Annotated in this window: 19 protein-coding genes; 15 read left to right on the forward strand and 4 right to left on the reverse strand. The window is 69.2% G+C overall.

The annotated features are described in order from the left end of the window. Positions 1 to 42 precede the first annotated feature (42 nt). Both BLV57_RS02205 and BLV57_RS02210 read right to left on the reverse strand, forming a co-directional pair. Complete coding sequence (locus BLV57_RS02205) at positions 43 to 657, reverse strand: LuxR C-terminal-related transcriptional regulator (RefSeq protein ID WP_143046959.1); 615 nt, start codon at positions 655 to 657, stop codon at positions 43 to 45. Positions 658 to 668: 11 nt separating this feature from the next. Then, complete coding sequence (locus BLV57_RS02210) at positions 669 to 1,784, reverse strand: glycosyltransferase (RefSeq protein ID WP_091285898.1); 1,116 nt, start codon at positions 1,782 to 1,784, stop codon at positions 669 to 671. A 57-nt stretch (positions 1,785 to 1,841) separates the two neighbouring features. Between BLV57_RS02210 and BLV57_RS02215 the strand changes: the two genes are divergently transcribed. Next, a complete protein-coding gene (locus BLV57_RS02215) occupies positions 1,842 to 2,468 on the forward strand; it encodes a TetR/AcrR family transcriptional regulator (RefSeq protein ID WP_176968471.1) in 627 nt (208 codons plus the stop codon). Positions 2,469 to 2,505: 37 nt separating this feature from the next. Here the strand turns inward: BLV57_RS02215 and BLV57_RS02220 are convergent, their stop codons facing one another. Together BLV57_RS02220 and BLV57_RS02225 are read right to left on the reverse strand one after the other, a co-directional pair. Beyond that, positions 2,506 to 3,138, reverse strand: a complete 633-nt coding sequence (locus tag BLV57_RS02220; protein ID WP_176968472.1) for a glycoside hydrolase family 25 protein — start codon at positions 3,136 to 3,138, stop codon at positions 2,506 to 2,508. Positions 3,139 to 3,218: 80 nt separating this feature from the next. Then, complete coding sequence (locus BLV57_RS02225) at positions 3,219 to 3,767, reverse strand: glucosaminidase domain-containing protein (RefSeq protein ID WP_091285904.1); 549 nt, start codon at positions 3,765 to 3,767, stop codon at positions 3,219 to 3,221. A gap of 494 nt (positions 3,768 to 4,261) precedes the next feature. Between BLV57_RS02225 and BLV57_RS02230 the strand changes: the two genes are divergently transcribed. The 14 genes from BLV57_RS02230 (at position 4,262) to BLV57_RS02295 (ending at position 19,654) form a co-directional block, all read left to right on the forward strand. Then, positions 4,262 to 4,504: a hypothetical protein gene (locus BLV57_RS02230; RefSeq protein ID WP_091285907.1), complete on the forward strand. Its 243-nt coding sequence runs from the start codon at positions 4,262 to 4,264 to the stop codon at positions 4,502 to 4,504. A gap of 60 nt (positions 4,505 to 4,564) precedes the next feature. After that, complete coding sequence (locus BLV57_RS02235; protein ID WP_245757107.1) at positions 4,565 to 5,170, forward strand: acyl-CoA-like ligand-binding transcription factor; 606 nt, start codon at positions 4,565 to 4,567, stop codon at positions 5,168 to 5,170. Further along, the gene (locus tag BLV57_RS02240) at positions 5,167 to 5,967 is read left to right on the forward strand and encodes an alpha/beta hydrolase (RefSeq protein ID WP_091285912.1); all 801 of its coding nucleotides are present in this window, start codon (positions 5,167 to 5,169) and stop codon (positions 5,965 to 5,967) included. The genes BLV57_RS02235 and BLV57_RS02240 overlap by 4 nt, the downstream gene beginning before the upstream one ends. 63 nt (positions 5,968 to 6,030) lie before the next feature. Continuing rightward, positions 6,031 to 6,684: a response regulator gene (locus BLV57_RS02245; protein ID WP_091285914.1), complete on the forward strand. Its 654-nt coding sequence runs from the start codon at positions 6,031 to 6,033 to the stop codon at positions 6,682 to 6,684. Between the two features lie 68 nt (positions 6,685 to 6,752). After that, on the forward strand, positions 6,753 to 8,453 hold the full coding sequence (locus BLV57_RS02250) for a sensor histidine kinase (RefSeq protein ID WP_091285917.1): 1,701 nt from the start codon (positions 6,753 to 6,755) through the stop codon (positions 8,451 to 8,453). Positions 8,454 to 8,607: 154 nt separating this feature from the next. After that, complete coding sequence (locus tag BLV57_RS02255; RefSeq protein WP_091285920.1) at positions 8,608 to 11,469, forward strand: nSTAND1 domain-containing NTPase; 2,862 nt, start codon at positions 8,608 to 8,610, stop codon at positions 11,467 to 11,469. A gap of 28 nt (positions 11,470 to 11,497) precedes the next feature. Continuing rightward, positions 11,498 to 12,094, forward strand: coding sequence for a TetR/AcrR family transcriptional regulator (locus tag BLV57_RS02260; RefSeq protein ID WP_091285922.1), 597 nt, complete (start codon positions 11,498 to 11,500; stop codon positions 12,092 to 12,094). Further along, positions 12,091 to 13,719, forward strand: coding sequence for an acyl-CoA dehydrogenase family protein (locus tag BLV57_RS02265; RefSeq protein WP_091285925.1), 1,629 nt, complete (start codon positions 12,091 to 12,093; stop codon positions 13,717 to 13,719). The genes BLV57_RS02260 and BLV57_RS02265 overlap by 4 nt, the downstream gene beginning before the upstream one ends. A gap of 204 nt (positions 13,720 to 13,923) precedes the next feature. Further along, positions 13,924 to 15,084, forward strand: a complete 1,161-nt coding sequence (locus BLV57_RS02270; protein WP_091285929.1) for a sensor histidine kinase — start codon at positions 13,924 to 13,926, stop codon at positions 15,082 to 15,084. Continuing rightward, positions 15,081 to 15,509 (forward strand): roadblock/LC7 domain-containing protein, encoded by a 429-nt coding sequence (locus tag BLV57_RS02275; RefSeq protein WP_091285931.1) that lies wholly within the window; start codon positions 15,081 to 15,083, stop codon positions 15,507 to 15,509. Before BLV57_RS02270 ends, BLV57_RS02275 begins: the two co-directional genes overlap by 4 nt. A 46-nt stretch (positions 15,510 to 15,555) precedes the next feature. Continuing rightward, complete coding sequence (locus BLV57_RS02280; RefSeq protein ID WP_176968525.1) at positions 15,556 to 15,897, forward strand: DUF742 domain-containing protein; 342 nt, start codon at positions 15,556 to 15,558, stop codon at positions 15,895 to 15,897. Further along, positions 15,872 to 16,471 (forward strand): GTP-binding protein, encoded by a 600-nt coding sequence (locus tag BLV57_RS02285; RefSeq protein ID WP_091285938.1) that lies wholly within the window; start codon positions 15,872 to 15,874, stop codon positions 16,469 to 16,471. Before BLV57_RS02280 ends, BLV57_RS02285 begins: the two co-directional genes overlap by 26 nt. Before the next feature lie 20 nt (positions 16,472 to 16,491). Beyond that, a complete protein-coding gene (locus BLV57_RS02290; RefSeq protein ID WP_091285940.1) occupies positions 16,492 to 17,721 on the forward strand; it encodes a styrene monooxygenase/indole monooxygenase family protein in 1,230 nt (409 codons plus the stop codon). A 31-nt stretch (positions 17,722 to 17,752) separates the two neighbouring features. Further along, entirely contained in the window at positions 17,753 to 19,654 is a 1,902-nt protein-coding gene (locus BLV57_RS02295) for an ATP-binding protein (protein WP_091285943.1), read from the forward strand. The last annotated feature ends 52 nt before the right edge of the window (positions 19,655 to 19,706 follow it).

Consider the following 19,706-nt stretch of genomic DNA (forward strand, 5'->3'; position numbering starts at 1 on the left):
CGTTCCACGCTACGCGTGGTCGAACACTCGTGCGATCACACTTTAAGGTGGCTGCGAACCACCTTTATGGCCGAGTCCGACTTGGCGAGCGTGCACGATGGCCTCAGCTCTCGTGGAAACGCCTAGCTTACTGAAGATCGACGAGGTCCGGTTGCGGATTGTCTTGGGGGACAGGTGGAAATGGCGCGCGAGCGAGTGGTTGTCCATGCCGGACGCGAGGAGGTCGAGTAGCTCCCGGTCGCGCGTGCTCAGTTGAGGAAACGGGTTCTGGCCAAAGGAAAACATGTCAGTGAAGCTGGTTTTCACGGTAGGCCCCAATATCGTCGCGCCGGCCGCGACGCTGTGGATCGCGTGGACGATGTCGGCCGGCTCGGTGCTTTTCAGGAGGTAGCCACGGGCGCCTGCGCGGAGTGCTGCGTGGACGTCGTCTTCTGAGACCGTGAAGACAACGATGGCGGCTCGGGGAGCGGACGCGCGGATCGTCGTGATCGTGGTGTGCGCGCCGATGTCGAGGATGATGACGTCGGGGTTGTGGGAGGCCGCTTCGCGGGGAATGTCGGTGGCGTGGGGTAGCGTGGAGACGACACTGATTCCGTCTACTGTGGACAATAGAATACGCAGGGCCGTCCGCATGACCGGCTGGCGTTCGGCCAGCATGACGCGGACCGTCACGGTAGCTCGACGGTGGCGGCGGTGGGCATGGCGTTGATCTCGGTTTGAAGGCCGCGCGCGGCCGAGCGGTAAGAGTCGTCCTTGAGCACCGTGGCGACCGCGTGGCGGACTGCATCGGCTGTCAGCCGGTCCGGGGTGATCACCTGGGCCGCACCCGCGCGTTCGCAGGCGGCCGCCGTCGGGAACTGGTCGGCGCCGCGAGGGAGCAAGACCAACGGGAGGCCGGACGACAGGGCCGCGAGTGTGGTTCCCGCGCCGCTGTGGCAGACGACTGCGTCGCAGCGGGGGAGGACCGCGGCCAGGGAAAGCCAGTTCTCGGCGTGGATGTTGGGTGGTAACGGGCCGAGGGAATCCACGGTGGCGGTGTGACCGATGGTGACGATCACGTCGACGTCGTCGAGTGCTTCCAGGATCGGCGCGAAGAAGGAGGGCTGGTTGAAAATCGGGATGGTGCCCAAGGAAACGTAGATGACAGGACGGTCACCGAGCTGGGATGCCCACGGCGGCAGATCGTCGGTGGAACCTGGTACGGCTGGGCGGATCTGGGACGCGCAAGCGGACGCCGGGCCCAGGTCGGGCTGCAGGCTCGCGGGCACCGGGTTCAGGTAGCGATGACGGTACAGGCCCGCGTGAGTGTCGGGTGACAAACCGGAGTCCGTCCACAGGGGAGCAACCCATCGCGCCATCGCCGACACTAGTTCGGGCTCCAGCAGCAATCCGGTGCCGTAGGTGATCGACGGGATTCCCCGCCTCGCCGCGAGCAACGGGGCGGCCAGGTCGACCGGGGGATGAAGGATGACGTCGGGAGCGAAGTCGTCCGCGATCGCGGTCAGGGCCGGGAGCTTCTCCGGGGCCATCACCCGGGAGAACATCACCGCGCCGATGCGCCAAGGCTCGGAGCCGGCTGTGAACATCGGGTCGGTCATCGCACGGGCCGCGGCCGCAGGGGCGGCAGGGCCGGCGGCGACCGCCGTCAGACCAGCGGAGCGGACACGGTCGACCAGATCGGGGCCGGTCGCGACCAGTACGTCGTCGCCGGTGCGGGAGCGCAACAAGGGCAAGACCGGGGCGAAGACGCCTTCCATCGGCGTGGTCGAGCAGAGGATTCGCATGCCGGCTCCCCAAATCTATAGTCAACTATATAGTGAACTATAGGTATGCTGGCGGACATGTCAAGCGCCACGAGCCCGGGCAGCAGCCGCAGGCGAGCCACGAGACGGAAGGTCGCGGAGGCCGCCGCGCGGTTGTTCGCGGACCGCGGGTACGCCGCGACCACGTTGCAGGCCGTCGCGGATGAGGCCGGGGTGCACGTCCAGACGATCTACCAGGCGTTCGGCACGAAAGTCGCCGTCCTCGCGGAGGCCGCGGCCGTGCTCGTCGCCGGGCCGCAAGAGGAGGCAGCCACCCCGCCACCGGAGCGCGCGTGGGTCGCCGAGCTGTTCGCCGAGCCTGATCCGGCGCGGCAGCTCGAGCTCTACAGCAACCACATGCGCGAGGTTTCGGAGCGCTACATGGGCCTGCTCGACGTCATGCGCGTAACGGCCGCGGCGGATCCCGACGTCGCGAGCTTCCTGACCACGGCGGAGCGTGGGCGGTATGACGGGCCCCGGCACATCACCGCCGCGCTCGCCGAGCGGGGTGCGCTGCAGGCGGGGCTCAGCGCCGAGCGGGCCGCCGACATCATGTACGCGATCACGACCTACGACGTCTATCGGTCGCTCATCCAGGACCGCGGCTGGTCCGGTGAGGACACCGCGGCGTGGATAGCGGGCGCGCTCGTGCGGGCACTGCTCTAGCGCACTGCTCTAGCACGCGCGATCCGCCGGCGGCGCTCTAGTCCGCGTACTCGTACTCCTCGACCAGCAGATCGTCGATGGCGAAGTCGTCGACGGTCGCGTTGCGGTCCACATTGCCCGCGACGCCACTGACTTTGCCGGTCTGGGTGTGCTGATGCACTGCCAGCAAAGGATGTTCCCAGCCGGGATTACCCGGATCGCCGTTGTAGCGGGCGATCCACAGGCGTACCTCGTCGTCGGCCCAGTAATCCGGCCGCAGCACGCGCGTGTACCAGTCGAGGTTCGCGTACACCAGGATCCGGCTGACCTCCGTGCGATCACGCATCAGCTCGATGAACTCACCGACGTAATCGTCGGCGTACGGCCGCAGTGACGCGTCCTCCATGTCGAGCATCGGCGCCAGGCAACCGGGTGTGAGCAGGCCCGCCGCGTCGAGCTGGCCGACGAAATGGTCGACCTGGGCGCTGACGTCGCCCGGTCTCGCGAAGTGGTAGCCACCGGGCACGACGCCCGCGTCGATCGCGGCGGGCACCCGGTCGGCGCTGGTGTTGTCGACCCAGCCGGTGCCTTCGGTGAGTTTGAGGCTGGCGAAGCCGATGCCGTCGTCGCTGACGGCGTACCAGTCGTAAACGTTGTTCCAGTGCGACACGTCGATGCCGTAGTCCGTCACTGCCGGATCCTTCCGCAGGTGTCACTCCCAGTGTCGCAAGGATCCGGAAGAGTCACCGTGTGGAGTCGGAAATCCGACGCTCAGCCGTCGAACCGGTAGAGCCCGTACTTCTGCATCAGCCCGATGACCTTGTCCGAATAGCCGGGGTCGGTGGCGTAACCGGCGGCGTGCACCTCGCGGATGAATTGGTTCGGGTCGTCGGGGTAGTCGAACGCCTTCGCGTAGCGCGCGCGGCTGGCGAGGAAGAGCCCGTGGTCGCGGAACGAGTCCTCCATGGACGCGTACGTCCGGAAGGAGGCGAGCACCTCGTGGACCGGGCAGCACTCGAGGGTGATGAAGTCAGAGCAGCCGAGCGCGATCGGGCCGGGCCCCGATGAACCGCATTTGATGCCGAAGTAGTTGTTGTTCACCGCCGAGCGTCCCCAGCCCGATTCGAGGATCGCCTGCGCGACGGTGACCGACGCGGGCACGCCGTAGTCGGACTTGCCGCGCTGCGCGGCCGGACCGGCGGAATCGATGAAGGCGGTGGCCGTGGCCGGGTCGACGACGAGCACGTCGGCGGCCTCGGCCGGCGTGGACAGAGTGCCGCCGAGCAGCACCAGTGCGAGGAGTGGAAGAAGTGTGCGCATAGACCCGTTTCCGTTTTTCACGGGAGCCTGGCCGCTCGAAGTTGATCACGCGACTCGGGCGTCACCCATACGGTCGACTGGCGGGAATGGGCAGGAAATTTGTCAGGCATGAGTCGTTCGGCCTTGCGTGATACCCGGTGGCCTGAATTGCTCGCCAGGCAGTTGACGGACTGCCGCAGGTCCGGTTTGCTGTGCTCGAACCGCGCCATATGGTGAAGATCGAAGTCAATTCCCCGGGCCTGGGAAACCGCTTGCGAGAAAGTAAAGCCAGAAATGGTGGTGAAGCGATCGTGCGGCGTGGGTCTGGCAGTGTGGCCGTCCTGGTGCTGGCGGCTGCGGTACTGGTCGGGAACGGGGGAGCCAATGCGGCGGGTGAACGACAGAAATACGATTGGCCGCGGTTCTCTTTCGAATTGGCGAAATCGAGTGTCGACGAATTAGGCTTGGGAACACCACAGGGTCGACTCGGCCGGGTCGTGACATATGACGTGAGAGTGGAGACCGAGGTCCACGGCGCTGTGTCCGGCGGTAGTGGAATCACCAATTCGAGTCCAGCGCTTGACCTGAACCGGCCGTTCGTCTACTTCGGCGCGAACGACGGAGCGGGTGTCGGGAACGTCTGGCGGCCGGGTGAGGAGTGGCGGCACAGCTGGGTCGCGTTTTCGCCGGATGGGCGCACCCGGTCGCGTGAGGGCGTCAGGCATCGCGAGCGGCGTGATCTCGACGGCGGACACTGAGTCAAAAATTGCCGGTTCGGCAATCTTGCCGAACCGGCAAGTTTCTGTATCCTCGGTGGTGTGAGCGAGGGACTGCGTGAACGCAAGAAGGTGGCCACCCGGCAGGCATTGAGCTGGGCTGCGCTCAACCTCGCGCTGGAACGCGGGCTGGAAAACGTGCGCGTCGAGGACATCGCCGCCACGGCGGGCGTGTCCGAGCGGACCTTCCGCAACTACTTCTCCAGCAAGTACGAAGCGCTCACCGCCCGGCACTTCGACCGCATGGTCGAGGCCGCCGCCGCGCTGCTCGAACGTCCTGCCGGCGAGCCGCTGTGGGACTCCATCGAACATGTGCTGGCCGCGATCATGGGGAAGCAGCGCGAGCGCAGCACCGAGGTGCTCGCCTCGCTTCGCGTCGTGCTGGCCGAACCCGCGTTGCAGGCGGAGATGATCAAGGCGACCTTCGCCGCGGAGAACGCGTTCTCGAAGGCTGTCGCCGCGCGCACCGGCACCGACGCCGGTCGCGATCTCTATCCCCGGCTGGTCGCGAGCGCGGTCGGGGCCGCGCAGCATGTCGCGACCGAACGCTGGCTGCACGCGGACCCGCCGATACCACTCTGGCCGGAACTGCGGGAGGCGCTGCGCCTGCTCGCGGCCGGCCTGCCGGAACCAAGGGGAACACGATGAACGGGATCCACCACGAATCACGAGGCAGCGGCCCGGTGCTGCTGTTCATTCCGGGCGGCAACGGGGACGCCGGGCCGTACAGCCACGTCTCCCACCACCTGGCCGATCGGTTCACGACCGTCACCTACGACCGGCGCGGCTTCTCGCGCAGCCCGCTCGAGGGCGAACCCGACGACGCGAAGCGGCTGGACGTCGACGTCGAGGACGCGCTCGGGCTGCTGAACGAGTTCACCGATCAGCCCGCCTTCGTGTTCGGCAGCAGCTCGGGCGCGATCGTCGCCCTGCATCTGCTCGTCCGGCACCCGGACCGCGTCAAGACGGTGGTGGCGCACGAACCGCCACTCGCGCCACTGCTCCCGGACGGCGACAAATGGCTGGCCGTCTTCCAGGACATCCACGACACCTACCGCGCGGAAGGCCTCGTGCCCGCGATGCGGAAGTTCGGCACCGCGATGGGCATGGGACAGCGGCAGGAGCCGGCCGCGGCCGAAGTCCCGCAGGCGGTCAAGGAGATGATGGCCAGGATGAGCGCCAACATGCACTTCTGGATGCGGCACGAACTGCTCGTGTACCCCAGCTTGGTGCCGGACCTCGAGGCGCTGGACACGCTGAAGGACCGGATCGTGCTCGCGGGCGGGCTGGAATCCAAGGAGCACATGCCCTACCTGCCGAATGTCGTGCTGGCGGACCGATTCGGCGCCGAGGTGGTCGATTTCCCCGGTGACCACATCGGATACGCCCCGCCGCACGCGGCCGAGTTCGCCGAGCGGCTCGCCGGGGTGCTCACGCGTGGCTGACGATTTTGGTCATCACGCCGGGCAAGTCGTACGCTCGTCACGTCAACCCGTGGGGAGAGTGCGATGCTCCGGGTGTTCCTGGTCGATGACCATGAGGTGGTCCGGCGTGGGGTTTCGAACCTGCTGGACGAAGACGGCGGGCTGACCGTCGTGGGCCAGGCGGGGAGCGTTTCCCAAGCACTGGCCCGGATTCCGGCGTTACGGCCGGACGTCGTCGTGCTCGACGTCCGGCTGCCGGACGGCAACGGCATCGAGCTCGCGCGCGAGCTCCTGTCGAAGCTGCCGGGCGTGAAATGCCTGATGCTCACGTCCTATACCGACGAGCAGGCCATGCTCGACGCGGTGATGGCAGGCGCGAGTGGGTACGTCATCAAGGACATCAGGGGCATGGACCTGATCTCGGCCGTGCACGAGGTCGGCGCCGGGCGGTCGCTGCTCGACACCAGGGCGGCCGCGATGCTGATGGACAAGCTCCGTGAAGGCGGTCAGAAGAAAGGACCGCTCGCGCAGCTCACCGACCAGGAACGCACGCTGCTGGAGCTGATCGGGGAGGGACTGACCAACCGCCAGATCGCGGAACGCATGTTCCTGGCCGAAAAGACGGTCAAGAACTACGTCTCCCGGATGCTCACCAAACTCGGGATGCAGCGCCGCACCCAGGCCGCGGTGCTCGCGACCGAGCTGCGCGGCCAGCATGACACCGACTCGGAAACCTGACCCTCGGCACTCCCATTCACCGACAATTCGCTGCACACTGGGAGCGCCGGGGGTGAAGGGTTGGCGGGATGGCCGGGTCGGAACCCGAAGGCGTGCGACGCCTGGCGGGCACGCTTGCGCAACTCCGGGTCCGTGAGGTCCTGCATGACCTGCACGAGCGCATCGAGTCGCTCATCGGCACCCGCGACAAGATGGACGGCCTGCTCGACGCCGTGCTGGCGGTGGCCTCGGGACTCGAGCTCGACACCACGTTGCGACGCATCGTGCGGGCGGCGGTCGACCTCGGTGAAGCGCGGTACGGAGCCCTCGGCGTGGTGGCCGAAGACGGTTCGCTCGCCGAGTTCATCTATCGGGGCATCGACGCGGACACCCGCGAGCGGATCGGGCACCTGCCTGAGGGACATGGCTTGCTCAGGGCGGTGACCGACGAGATCGACCCGTTGCGGCTCAGCGACCTGTCCCAGCACCCGGCCTCGGCGGGCTTCCCGCCGCACCATCCGCCGATGCGCTCGTTCCTCGGGGTGCCGGTACGGGTGCGCGACGAGGTCTTCGGCAATCTCTATCTGACCGAGAAGAACGACGGCGGGCAGTTCACCGACGACGACGAGGTGATCGTGCAGGCGCTCGCCGCCGCGGCCGGGATCGCCATCGAGAACGCGCATCTCTACCAGCAGGCCCGGATCCGGCAGCAGTGGCTGGGCGCGACCAGCGAGGTGACCACCGAGCTGCTGGCGGGCACCGACCCGGCCGACGCGCTGAACCTCATCGCCGCCCGAGCGCTCGAACTCACCGGCTCGCACGTCACGTTCCTCGCGCTCCCTGACCCGCGGCTGGACGAGGACACCGAAGCGGACGAGCTCACGGTCACCGTCTGCGCGGGGGCCGGTGAGCTGACCGGCGTCCGGATCGACACCGGGTCGTCGGTGCCGGGGGCGGTGTACCGGGACCGGACACCACGCACCGTGCCCGCGCTGACCTTGCCCGGCGGGGTGTCGTTCGGGCCGACGCTGCTGGTGCCGTTGCGAGCGGGTGACCGGACGTCCGGGGTGCTGGTGGCGGCCCGCCAGGCTGGTGCGCCGGTGTTCTACTCACGGCAGTTGCCGGTGCTGGCCTCGTTCGCCGACCAGGCCGCGCTGGCGTTGCGCCTCGCGGCCCAGCAACGCACCGCGCGGGAGCTCGACGTGCTGGCCGACCGGGATCGCATCGCACGTGACCTGCACGATCACGTGATCCAGCGGCTGTTCGCGGTCGGCCTGGCCATGCAGAGCACGCACCGGCGGACGAAGTCACCCGAGCTGCAGCAGCGCCTGGGCGAGAGCATCGACGAGATGCACGAGATCGTCCACGAGATCAGGACCGCGATCTTCGACCTGCACGGCGGCCAGACCGGCCTGCGGCTGCGCAACCGGCTGCACGACATCATCGCCGAGCTGACCGACGACACCTCGCTGCATCCGACGGTCAGCATGGCAGGGACGCTCGACACGCTCGCGCCCATGCTCGCCAAGCACGCCGAAGCGGTGGTCCGCGAGGCGGTCGGGAACGCGGTGCGGCACGCGCGGGCGTCGAACCTGATGGTGAACATCGGCGTGCGGGGCGACGAGCTCCGGATCGCGGTGGGGGACGACGGGATCGGGATCCCGGCCGACGCCGAGCATCGCGGCCTGCGGAACCTGCTGGAGCGGGCGGAGTCGGCGGGCGGGCGGCTCGTGATCAGCCGGGGGCGGCCGGGTGGCGCGCACGTCGAGTGGACGGCCCCGCTCCGGTGAGCGCGCGGGCAGCGTAGTTGCCGGTTCGTCCACACCCCTAGAGTGAACGAACCGGCGAACGGCTCTTGTCTACTTCGGATGTGTTGTTCACCGCCGAGCGCTGGACGCTGATCAACAGAGTCTGAACAATGAGCGGCCGGGAAAGGGGATTGAAGTGCCACGGCCTGAGCGCCCGATCGAGGGCGACGACAGCGCGCTGGCGTGGTTCGCCGAGGATCTGAGACGACTCCGGGAAAAGGCGGGCAGACCGACCTATCGGCAGCTCAGCGCCCGTGCGCACTATTCGGCCGCGTCGCTGTCCGAAGCGGCCGCGGGCCGCAAGTTGCCCAGTCTGGCGGTCACGCTGGCCTTTGTCGACGCCTGTGACGGCGATCGCGGGGAATGGGAAGCGCGGTGGCGCGCGGTTTCCGCGGAATTGTCCCCGTCACCGGGACTGCCCGCCGATATCGCGGGCTCGGTCGTCCCGTATGCCGGGCTGGCGTGTTTCGACGTCGATGACGCGGATCGGTTCTTCGGCCGCGACACCGTCATCGCCGATGTCGTGAAACGCGTCCGCGAACAACGGTTCGTGGGTGTGTTCGGCGCTTCCGGCGTCGGCAAGTCGTCGGTATTGCGCGCCGGGCTGGTCACGCGGATGCGCAAAGACGCGGCGAATCGGCGCGTGCTGGTGTTCACCCCCGGCGCTCACCCGATCGAGGAATGCGCGGTGCGGCTCGCCGAACTCTTCGGCGAATCCGTCCCGGAACTGCGCGCGGAACTGGCACAGGATCCGGAGAACCTGCACCTGCGCATTCGGCAGGCGATGGCCGGACTGGCCGAAGACGCGGAGTTGCTCCTGGTCGTCGACCAGTTCGAAGAGGTCTTTTCCCTCTGCGAGGAGTCCGCCGAGCGGGAGTGGTTCATCGACGCACTCGTGCTGGCGGCCACCGTGGCGACCAGCCGGGCACGCGTGGTGCTGGGCGTCCGCGCGGACTTCTACGGCCACTGCGGCAGGCACCCGTCGCTGGTCTCCGCGCTGCGTGACGCCCAGGTCCTGATCGGGCCGATGAGCCCGGACGAGCTTCGCGAAGCCATCACCCGGCCTGCCGCCGCGGCGGACTGCACGGTGGAGACGGCGCTGGTGACCAGGCTGGTCGCCGAAGCCACCGGGCATCCCGGCGTGCTGCCGCTGCTGTCGCACGCGCTGCTGCAGACGTGGCGCGGCCGCAGCGGGATGACGCTGACGCTCGCCGGCTACGACAAGACCGGCGGCATCCAGCACGCGGTGTCCCGCACCGCCGAAGAGGTGTACGCGGGTCTCAGCCCGGCGCGGCAGACCGCCGTCCGCCATCTCTTCCTGCGGCTGACCGCACCCGGCGACGGCGCGCCGGACACCCGCAGGCGGGTCTCGCGGCGCGAGCTCGGCACCGATGAGGACACCGGCGCCGTGGTCGACCGCCTCGCGCGGGCCCGGCTGCTCACCCTCGACCACGAGTACGTCGAAGTGGCGCACGAGGCGCTCATCCGGCACTGGCCGCGACTGCGCGGCTGGCTCGACGACGACCGCGAAGGCCTGCGGCTGCACCGCCAGCTCACCGACGCGACCGACACCTGGGAGTCGCTCGGCGGCGACTCGGGCGCGCTGTACCGGGGCACCCGGCTGACCAGGGCACTCGATTGGGCGACCCGCAACGACACCGCGCTGACACCTCGCGAGCGCAAGTTCCTGCAGGCCAGCCGGACCGTCGAGATCAAGACCAGCAGGCGGCTGCGCCAGCTGGTCGCGCTGCTCAGCGTCGTCTCGCTGGTCGCCGTCACCGCGACGATCTTCGCGGTGCGGGCCCAGCGGACCGCGACGACCGAACGCAACGCCGCCCGCGCGCAGATCGTGGCGAGCGAAGCCGTCACGCTCTATCCCAGTGACCCGGAGCTGGCGGTCCAGCTCAGCTTGGCCGCCCACAAGATGGCACCGACCACCCGGACCCGGGAGAGCCTGCTCAGCACCGTGCCGCTCGCGGTGGTGACCCATCCGAGCGAGGTGCTGTCGGTGGCGTTCAGCCCCGACCGGCGCACGCTGGTCACCGGCGACGACGACCACACCGTGCGGCTCTGGGACGTCGCGGATCCCCGGCATCCGGCGGCGATCACCACGCTGCCGGGGCACACCGCGGAGATCAACTCGGTGGCGTTCAGCCCGGACGGCCGCACACTGGTGTCCGGGAGCTACGACCGCACCGTCCGGCTGTGGGATGTCACCGACGTCGCCCACCCGGCCGGGCTGGCGACGATCACCGGGCACGCCGAAGCCGTCGAATCGGTGGCCTTCAGCCCCGACGGGCGCACGCTGGCCACCGCGAGCATCGACCACACGCTGAGGCTGTGGGATGTCGCCGACCCTCGCCGCCCCACCGAGACGGCCATGCTCAAGGGCCCGCTCGACTCGTTGCTCAAGGTGGTGTTCAGCGCCGACGGGAACCTTGTCGCCGCGGCGGGCAAGGACCGGATGGTGTGGCTGTGGGACGTCTCCGATCGCCGCGACCCGGTCCAGCTGGCGGCGATCACCGGGCACACCCAGGTGATCGCCGCGGCGGCCTTCAGCCCGGCCGGGCGCGTGCTGGCCACCGCCGGTGACGACCAGACCGTGCGGCTGTGGGACGTCAGCGATCCCCGCCACCCGGCCTCGCTGGCCACGCTCACCGGGCACGCCGACGGGATCTACGCGGTGTCGTTCAGCCCGGACGGGCGGACGCTGGTCTCCGCCGGAGACGACCGAGCGGTGAAGCTGTGGGATGTCGCCGATCCGCGCCATCCGGTCGGCATGGTGACGCTCTCCAGCCACACCGACGCGGTGAGTTCGGCGGTGTTCAGCCCGGACGGGCGCACGCTGGCCACCGGCAGCTGGGACAACACGACGCGGCTGCTCGACACCGACTTCCAGCAGGCGATAGACCGCGCCTGCGAGCACGTCCGCACGCCGATCACCGAGGAGCAGTGGGAGCGGTACTTCCCGGACGTGACTTACGAGCGCCCTTGCTGAAGCCCTGAATCAATGCTTCACTTCTTGGGTGCCGTACCGGAGGACGCCTGCCGTGCAGGCCAGGATGGACGCCCAGCGCGCGAGCGTGCTCAACGCCGCGATCGAGCTGCTGGCCGAGCAGGGTTATGCCGGGTGTTCGATGGCGGCCGTCGCGGCGAAGGCCGGCATCGCGACCGGCAGTATGTACCAGCACTTCGAGAACAAGGCCGAGCTGGCCGTCGAGCTGTTCCGGACCGTCTGCGCCCGTGAGGTCGCCGCGGTCGTCGAGGCCTCGCAAGAAGGCGAGCTCGTCGACCGCGTCGTCGCCGTCATCGAGACGTTCGCCGGACGTGCCCTCAAAGCGCCGCGGCTCGCGTACGCGCTGCTCGCCGAGCCCGTCGACCCCGCCGTCGACGAGGAACGGCTCATCTTCCGGCGTGCGTTCCGCGACGTGTTCGCCGAGCGCATCGCCGAAGCCGTCGACCAAGGCGTGCTGCCGCCGCAGGACCCGCACCTGACCGCCGCCGCGCTGGTCGGCGCCGGTGCCGAAGCGCTGGTCGGGCCGCTGGTCGACGGCGCGGCGAGCCCGGGCACCGTGCCGGCGCTGGTCCAGTTCACGCTCCGAGCTCTGGGAGGCTCCGCATGACGACACACGAGGTCACCAACCAGGTCCCGCCGCTGCGTGACCACGACGTCGCCGCCTACGCGCCGCTGCTCGAAGGACTCGAGCGCGAGGGCGCGGGCTGGGCCGAACCGGAGCTGCGTGAACTGGGCAAGCTCGCCGGCGGTGAGCAGGCGCAGGAGTGGGCGCGGCTCGTCGAGCGCAACCACCCGATCCTGCACACGCACGACCGCTACGGGCACCGGATCGACGAGGTCGAGTTCCATCCGCACTGGCACGACCTGATGAAGGTCGCCGTCGAGCACGGTGTCCACGCCGCGCCGTGGCGGGAGAACCGGGCGGGCGCGCATGTCGCGAGGGCCGCGAAGTTGTTCGTGTGGGGCCAAACCGACGCCGGGCACCTCTGCCCGATCTCCATGACTTACGCGGCCGTGCCCGCGTTGCGCGCCAATGCCGAGCTCGCGAACACGTACGAGCCGCTGTTGTCCTCGCCGGTCTACGACTACGGATTGCGCGTTCCCAGCGGCAAAAAGGGCCTGATCGCGGGCATGTCGATGACCGAGAAGCAGGGCGGTTCCGACGTTCGGGTCAACACGACCACCGCGAAGCCGGCGGGCGATGGGTCGTACGTGCTGACCGGGCACAAGTGGTTCACCTCCGCGCCGATGTCCGACCTGTTCCTCACGCTCGCGCAGGCGCCCGGCGGGCTCTCGTGCTTCTTCGTCCCCCGTGTGCTGCCCGACGGCACGCGCAACGCGATCCGGTTGCAGCGCTTGAAGGACAAGCTCGGCAACCGGTCCAACGCCTCGTCGGAGATCGAGTACGAGGGCGCGCACGGCTGGCTGGTCGGCGAAGAGGGCCGCGGCGTGCCGACGATCATCCAGATGGTCAACCTGACCAGGCTCGACTGCGCGATCTCGTCGGCCGCCGGCATGCGGATCGGCGTCGCGCAGGCGCAGCATCACGCCACCCATCGCAGCGCGTTCGGCGCCAAGCTGATCGATCAGCCGTTGATGCGCAACGTGCTGGCCGACCTCGCCGTCGAAGCCGAGGCCGCCACCGTGGTCGGGATGCGGCTCGCGGGAGCCACCGACCGCGCCATGGCGGGCGACGAGTCCGAGGCCATGTTCCGCAGGCTCGGGCTCGCGGTCAGCAAGTACTGGGTGTGCAAGCGCGCGCCCGCGCACGCGGCCGAGGCGCTGGAATGCCTGGGCGGCAACGGGTACGTCGAAGAGTCCGGGATGCCGAGGCTCTACCGCGAGTCGCCGCTGCCGTCGATCTGGGAGGGCTCCGGCAACGTCGCGGCGCTGGATTCCTTGCGTGCCATGGCGAAACAGCCCGAGTCGGTCGAGGCGTTCTTCGGCGAGGTCGAACTGGCCTCCGGCGCCGACCCGAGGCTCGACGAGGCGGTCGCCAAGCTGCGCAAGCAGCTGAGCGACTTCGACGACATCGAGTACCGGGCGCGGCGCGTCGTCGAGTCGATGGCCTTGGTGCTGCAGGGTTCCCTGCTGCACCGGCACGGGCACCCCGCGGTCGCCGACGCGTTCTGCGCATCGAGGCTCGACGGTGACTGGGGAATCGCCTTCGGGACACTGCCTTCCGGCGTCGACACCGAGGCGATCCTTGCGCGCTCGGCTACCCAGGGTTGAGACCCTCGTCACAGCTTCAAGTTCGCCCAAATAGAGCAACGCGAGGTTCTCACCTGCTGCGAAGGCAGTGTGTCGGTGTCACATTGAGCGACTGATCGGCGGCGGGTTGTAGACACCGCGTATTCGATTCTGCTTGCATAACGCGCGTTGCAGAACTGTGACCGCTCAACGGGACATCTACGCGATCAGAAAGAAGTACGCCACATGGCCTTACGGGCTCGGGAGTTGCTGGATCGCTCACGGGTCTTGCTGGACCGTTCGCGGGTGGCCGCCGCCACCTTCCTCACCGCGCCCCCGAAGCACGGCCCCGAAGCGGCGCCGAGGGCGATCGAGGCGCCGCCGGTCAAGCAGCAGGAATCCGACGGCGTGCTCGCCGGGATCTGTTCCAGCGTCGCGCTGCGCGACTTGAACCTCGTCGACGCGCTCCTCGCGCAGCTCGAGGAGATGGAGTCGGGCGAGCAGAACCAAGACCGTCTTTCCGAGCTGTACAAGCTCGATCACCTCGCGACCCGCCTGCGCCGCAACGCCGAGAACCTGCGAGTGCTCGCCGGGCGTGACGCCGGCGAACCCGCGCCCGCGCCGACCTCGCTGGTCGACGTCATGCGCGCGGCGATGTCGTCGATCGACCACTACTCCCGCGTGACGATCGGCCGGGTCGTGCAGCTCGGCGTCGTCGGGTTCGCCTCGGAAGACCTGAGCCGGGTGCTCGCGGAGCTGTTCGACAACGCGGCGAACCAGTCCGCGCCGAACACCACGGTCAGCGTCAGCGCGCACCTCACCGAACAGGGCAGCGTGCTGCTGCGCATCGAAGACGAGGGCATCGGCCTGCCCGACGAGCGCATCGACGACCTCAACGCCCGCCTCAACGGCGCGCCGGTGCTGGACGACGAGTCCGTGCGCCACATGGGAATCGCCGTGGTCGGCAGGCTCGCCGGCAGGCACGGCATGAAGGTCCGCCTCGACCGCCGCACACCGAACGGCACCGTCGCCACGGTGATGCTGCCCGCCGGGTTGATGGCCGAACTGCCGGAGAGCGTCTGGTCCGGCTCGCAGACCGTGGTGTTCGCGCAGGCCAGGCGCGCGGAACCGAAGCCGCGCAAGGCATCGGTGGCCACCGCCCCGCCCAGGCCGCCGAAGCCCAAGCCGACCCCGCATCCCCGGCCCGCGGCGCCGTCGGAAGGCGGCATCACCGCGAGTGGCCTGCCGCGCCGGGTCTCGCGCAGCATCCGCACCCTGCCCGACGAACCGGCCCCGGCGGCACAGGGCGTCAACGGCCACGACCAGCTACTCGCGGACCTGGGCGCGTTCAGCGAGGGCGAGCAGGCGGCACGGACCGAAATCGAGGGAGAAGGAAACACACGGTGACGGTCGCGCATACCGATTTCGCCTGGCTGCTCAATGATTTCGTGCGCAAGGTGCACGGCGTGAGCCACGCGCTCATCATGTCGTCGGACGGCTTCCCGCTGACCGCGTCCGAGTCGGTCGAGCCGGACGACGCCGAGCAGCTCGCGGCCATCGCCAGCGGGCTGCTGAGCCTCGCGGGCAGCAGCGCCACGTTGTTCGGCAAGGGCGCGTGCGAGCAGATCATCATCCGGCTCACGCACGGGTACTTCCTGTTCATGGGCATCGGCGCCGGCGCCGGGCTGGCGGTGCTGACCGGGCCCGAATGCGACATGAAGGTCGTCGCCTACGAGATGACCCAGTTCGTCACCAACGCCGGGCACGCGCTGACCCCCGAGGTGCGCGCGGACCTGAGGCGAGTGCTCACCGCCCGTCGGCCGCAGGCCTGAGGCAAGGAAAGTGATCCCCGTGTCCAGCGATGACGTCCCCTTCCGCATGCGGAGCAGGCGGATCCGCGCGTACGCGCTCACCGGCGGCCGGACCAAGACGCGGCATCAGCTGCTGGTCGAGACGCTGATCTCGGTGCCGCAGTACGACCCGTCGCTCGCCGACTCGCTCATGCCGGAGTCGCGCGGGCTGTACGAGGGCGCACGCAGGCAGGCCTCGGTCGCCGAGCTCTCGGTCGAGCTCGACCTGCCGCTCGGCGTGGTCCGGGTGCTGCTGTCCGACCTCGCCTCGCAGGGCGCCGTCTTCATCCACCCGACCGCTTCGGCGTTCCAAAACGACACGAACGTCCTTGAGAGGATCCTCGATGGGCTCAAGCGCCTCCCCGTCTGATGTGACGATCTCGGCGAAGATCGTTGTGGCTGGCGGGTTCGGGGTCGGCAAGACGACGCTCGTCGGCTCGGTGTCCGAGGTGCCGCCGCTCAACACCGAAGCGTGGATGACCGAGGCGGGCGCCGACATCGACGAGGTACCGCCGAACGGTTCCAAGACCACGACCACCGTCGCGATGGACTTCGGCCGGATCACCCTGCACGACGATCTGCTGCTGTACCTCTTCGGCACGCCCGGCCAGGCCCGCTTCTGGTTCCTGTGGGACGACCTCTCACGCGGCGCGCTCGGCGCGATCGTGCTGGTCGACACCAGCCGGATCGACCAGTCGTTCGCGGCGATCAACTACTTCGAGAACGACTCGCAGCTGCCGTTCATCGTGGCGGTCAACCAGTTCGAGGGCCAGCCGGAGTACGACCTCGACGAGGTGCGCGCCGCGCTCGCGTTGTCGCCGGACATCCCGCTGATCACCTGCGACGCCCGCAACCGCGCGTCGGCCGTCGCGACGCTGCGGCACCTCGTTTCGCACACGCTTTCTCTGGCAGTGCTTTCCGGTCCTGAACTCGCAATGACTTAGGGAAACGACGTAGGAGGAACATGCGCAGGGTACTGATCGTCGGAGCCGGGCAGTCGGGGTTGCAGCTGGCGTTGAGCCTGCTGGGGCACTCCTACGACGTCACGGTGATGTCGGCGCGCACGCCGGAGGAGATCCGGTCGGGGCGGGTCATGTCGACGCAGTGCATGTTCGCCAACTCGCTGCAGCACGAGCGGGACCACAAGCTGAACCTGTGGGAAGAGGAGACGGTCAACGTCGAAGGGCTCGGCGTCTCGATCGCCGCGCCCGACGGAAGCCGGGCGCTGGACTGGTTCTGCGAGCTGGACGACTACGCGCAGTCGGTCGACCAGCGGGTCAAGATGGCGGGCTGGCTCGAGCTGTTCGAGGAGCGCGGCGGCAAGCTCGTCATCCACGGCGTCGCGACCTCGGACCTCAACGCGCTGGCCAAGCTGTACGACCTGGTCATCGTCGCGGCGGGCAAGGGTGAGCTGGTCCAGCTGTTCGACCGGATCCCGGAGCTGTCGCCGTACACCTCGCCGCAGCGCGCGCTTTCGCTGGCGTACACGCACGGTGTCGCGCCGCGGCCGGAGCACCCGGACAAGGCGGGCGTGCGGTTCAACATCATTCCCGGCGCCGGTGAGCTGTTCATGATCCCCGCGTACACGCTGAGCGGGAACTGCGACATCCTGTTCTTCGAGGGCGTCCCGGGCGGCCCGCTGGACGTGTTCGACGACCGGCCCGGCCCGCAGGAGCACCTGGACCGCATCAAGGCGCTGGCCAAGCAGTTCCTGCCGTGGGAGTACGAGCGGATCCGCGACGCCGAGCTCACCGACGCGAACGCGACGCTCGCCGGCGGCTACACCCCGGTGGTGCGCAACCCCGTCGGGACGCCGCCGTCCGGCGGTCTCGTGCTCGGCATGGCGGACGTGGTCGTCGCGAACGACCCGATCACCGGCCAGGGCTCGAACAACGCGGCCAAGTGCGCGGCGTCCTATTTGGACTCGATTCTCGGCCAGGGTGACCGGCCCTTCGACGAGCCGTGGATGCGCGCCACCTTCGACTCGTACTGGTCCTACGCCCAGCACGTGACGAACTGGACCAACGCGCTGCTGCAGCCGCCGCCCCCGCACGTCCAGCAGGTGCTGGGCGCCGCGTCGCAAATTCCCGCCGTGGCCAAGCGGTTCGTGAACGGTTTCTCGGACCCGACGGACTTCCAGCACTGGTTCATGGACCCGGACAAGACGGCGGCGTACCTCGCCAGCTTCGGGTAACACCCGGGCCGTCCCGGCCGACCTTGCGGATATGCGGGCGAAGCTGGGTGATCGGCTGGCCGCCGCGCGACGACGGGCCTTCGTCGGGCGCGAGGCGGAACTCGAGCTGTTCCGTTCACTGGTCACGCCCGGCTCGCCGGGTTCCGTGGTGTTCGTGCACGGGCCCGGCGGGGTCGGCAAGTCGACGCTGCTGCGGCAGTTCGGCTGGCTCGCCGAGGATCTCGGGCGGCGCGTGGTGCGGCTCGACGGCCGCGAGCTCGAACTCCCGGACGTCGACGACGACCATGTCGTGCTGATCGTCGACAACGCCGAACTGATCATGCCGGTGGAGCGCTGGCTGCGTGACGAGCTGTTCCCGGTGCTCGCCGAAGACGCGGTCGTGGTGCTCGGCGGGCGCGAGCCGCCGCCGGTGGTGTTCCGCACCGACCCGGGCTGGCTCAGTATGGTCCGCCCGATCCGGCTGGCGAACCTCGACCGGTCGCACGGCATCGAGCTGCTGCGGATGCGCGGGGTGCCGGACACGCTGCACGGCCGGGCGCTGGCGTTCACCCATGGTCATCCGCTCGCGCTGGCGTTGCTGGCCGACGTGTCCGCGCAGTCGGACGGGCTGCCGGAGACGACGGCCACGCCCGAGGTGCTCAGGGTGCTGCTGCACAGTCTCATCGGGACGGTGCCGACGCCGGATCACCGCGCGGCGCTGGAAGCGAGCGCGCAGGTGCTCGTGACGACCGAACCGTTGCTGGCGGCGATGCTCGGCTTGCGCAACGCGCGCGAGCTGTTCGACTGGTTACGCGGTCTGTCCATTATGGACTACGCGCCGCGCGGGCTGTTCCCGCACGACTTCGTGCGCGAGACGCTCGCCACCGAGCTGCGCTGGCGTAACCCTGAGGCATACCAGCGAATCCGGGGCCGGGCGCGGGCGTACTACCAGCAGCAGTTCGCCGACTCCGACGCGGCTTCGCAACGCGCGTCACTGCTCGATTTCGCGTTCCTCTACCGGGAGAATCCCATACTGGGGCCGTTTCTGGCCGATGTCGGGCCCGAGCTGACGAGCGGGCCGCCGTCGCCGGGGGAGTGGCCGTCGCTGGCCGCGGTCATCGAGAAGCACGAAGGCGACGAGTCCGCGGCGATCGCGAGCCGCTGGTACGCGAGCCAGCCGTCGTCGGTCACGGTGATCAGAGACTCCGAATCGGCGGTCGGCGTGATCGTCGCGCCGGCGCTGGATGCGGCCTCCGAGGCCGACGTGCGGGCCGACCCCGCCGCGGTCGCCGTGCTGCCCCGGCTGCGCGAGGGCAAGGTGCTGCTGGTCCGGCACTGGATGTCGGTCGACGGGCACCAGCGGGTCTCGGACGTCGTCACGTACATCACCGTGGTGCTGATCCGGCTCTACCTGGCCACGCCCGATCTGGCGCAGGTGTTCGTGACCTGCGCGGACCCGGGATTCTGGGCGTCGGCGTTCCGGTACACCGACTTCCACCCGGTGCCCGAGGCCGGGGCGTTCGGGATCTTCGCGCACGACTGGCGCGAGGTGCCGCCGATGACGTGGATGGCGCTGATGGCCGACCGCGAGTCGGTGCCCGAGACGACGGCGCTGACCGAGGGCGAGTTCGCGGCGGCGGTCAAGCAGGCGCTGCGGGATTTCACCAGGGACGACCGGCTGGCCGAGTCGCCGCTGGCGCCGGCGGGGAAGACACCACGCGAGCGCGCGCGGGCGCTGGCGGACCTGATCCGTGCGGCGGCGGCGAAGATGGAAGCCTCACCGAAGGACCGGCGTGGCTTCCGCGCGGTCCACCACACCTACCTGCAGCCCGCCGAGTCGCAGGCGCGCGCGGCGGAGCTGCTCGACCTGCCGACGAGCACGTACCGCAGGCATCTCACGGCGGGCGTCACCCGGCTCACTGAGCTGTTGCGGACGGAATTGGGCCAAGACTGAGCGCGGAACGGTCTCGTGGGTGACCATTTCCCGACCGTACCTTTCTCCCATC

This window comes from Amycolatopsis xylanica (genome assembly GCF_900107045.1).
In the GTDB taxonomy this organism is placed as follows: domain Bacteria; phylum Actinomycetota; class Actinomycetes; order Mycobacteriales; family Pseudonocardiaceae; genus Amycolatopsis; species Amycolatopsis xylanica.

What these genes read in the sequence shown, in the direction of transcription:
- BLV57_RS02205 (WP_143046959.1), bottom strand. Translation starts at nt 657, where the DNA reads ATGCTGGCCGAACGCCAGCCGGTCATGCGGACGGCCCTGCGTATTCTA.
- BLV57_RS02225 (WP_091285904.1), bottom strand. Translation starts at nt 3,767, where the DNA reads ATGCGCACACTTCTTCCACTCCTCGCACTGGTGCTGCTCGGCGGCACT.
- BLV57_RS02285 (WP_091285938.1), top strand. Translation starts at nt 15,872, where the DNA reads ATGGGCTCAAGCGCCTCCCCGTCTGATGTGACGATCTCGGCGAAGATC.
- BLV57_RS02240 (WP_091285912.1), top strand. Translation starts at nt 5,167, where the DNA reads ATGAACGGGATCCACCACGAATCACGAGGCAGCGGCCCGGTGCTGCTG.
- BLV57_RS02215 (WP_176968471.1), top strand. Translation starts at nt 1,842, where the DNA reads ATGTCAAGCGCCACGAGCCCGGGCAGCAGCCGCAGGCGAGCCACGAGA.
- BLV57_RS02270 (WP_091285929.1), top strand. Translation starts at nt 13,924, where the DNA reads ATGGCCTTACGGGCTCGGGAGTTGCTGGATCGCTCACGGGTCTTGCTG.
- BLV57_RS02245 (WP_091285914.1), top strand. Translation starts at nt 6,031, where the DNA reads ATGCTCCGGGTGTTCCTGGTCGATGACCATGAGGTGGTCCGGCGTGGG.
- BLV57_RS02280 (WP_176968525.1), top strand. Translation starts at nt 15,556, where the DNA reads ATGCGGAGCAGGCGGATCCGCGCGTACGCGCTCACCGGCGGCCGGACC.
- BLV57_RS02265 (WP_091285925.1), top strand. Translation starts at nt 12,091, where the DNA reads ATGACGACACACGAGGTCACCAACCAGGTCCCGCCGCTGCGTGACCAC.
- BLV57_RS02210 (WP_091285898.1), bottom strand. Translation starts at nt 1,784, where the DNA reads ATGCGAATCCTCTGCTCGACCACGCCGATGGAAGGCGTCTTCGCCCCG.
- BLV57_RS02250 (WP_091285917.1), top strand. Translation starts at nt 6,753, where the DNA reads ATGGCCGGGTCGGAACCCGAAGGCGTGCGACGCCTGGCGGGCACGCTT.
- BLV57_RS02295 (WP_091285943.1), top strand. Translation starts at nt 17,753, where the DNA reads ATGCGGGCGAAGCTGGGTGATCGGCTGGCCGCCGCGCGACGACGGGCC.
- BLV57_RS02290 (WP_091285940.1), top strand. Translation starts at nt 16,492, where the DNA reads ATGCGCAGGGTACTGATCGTCGGAGCCGGGCAGTCGGGGTTGCAGCTG.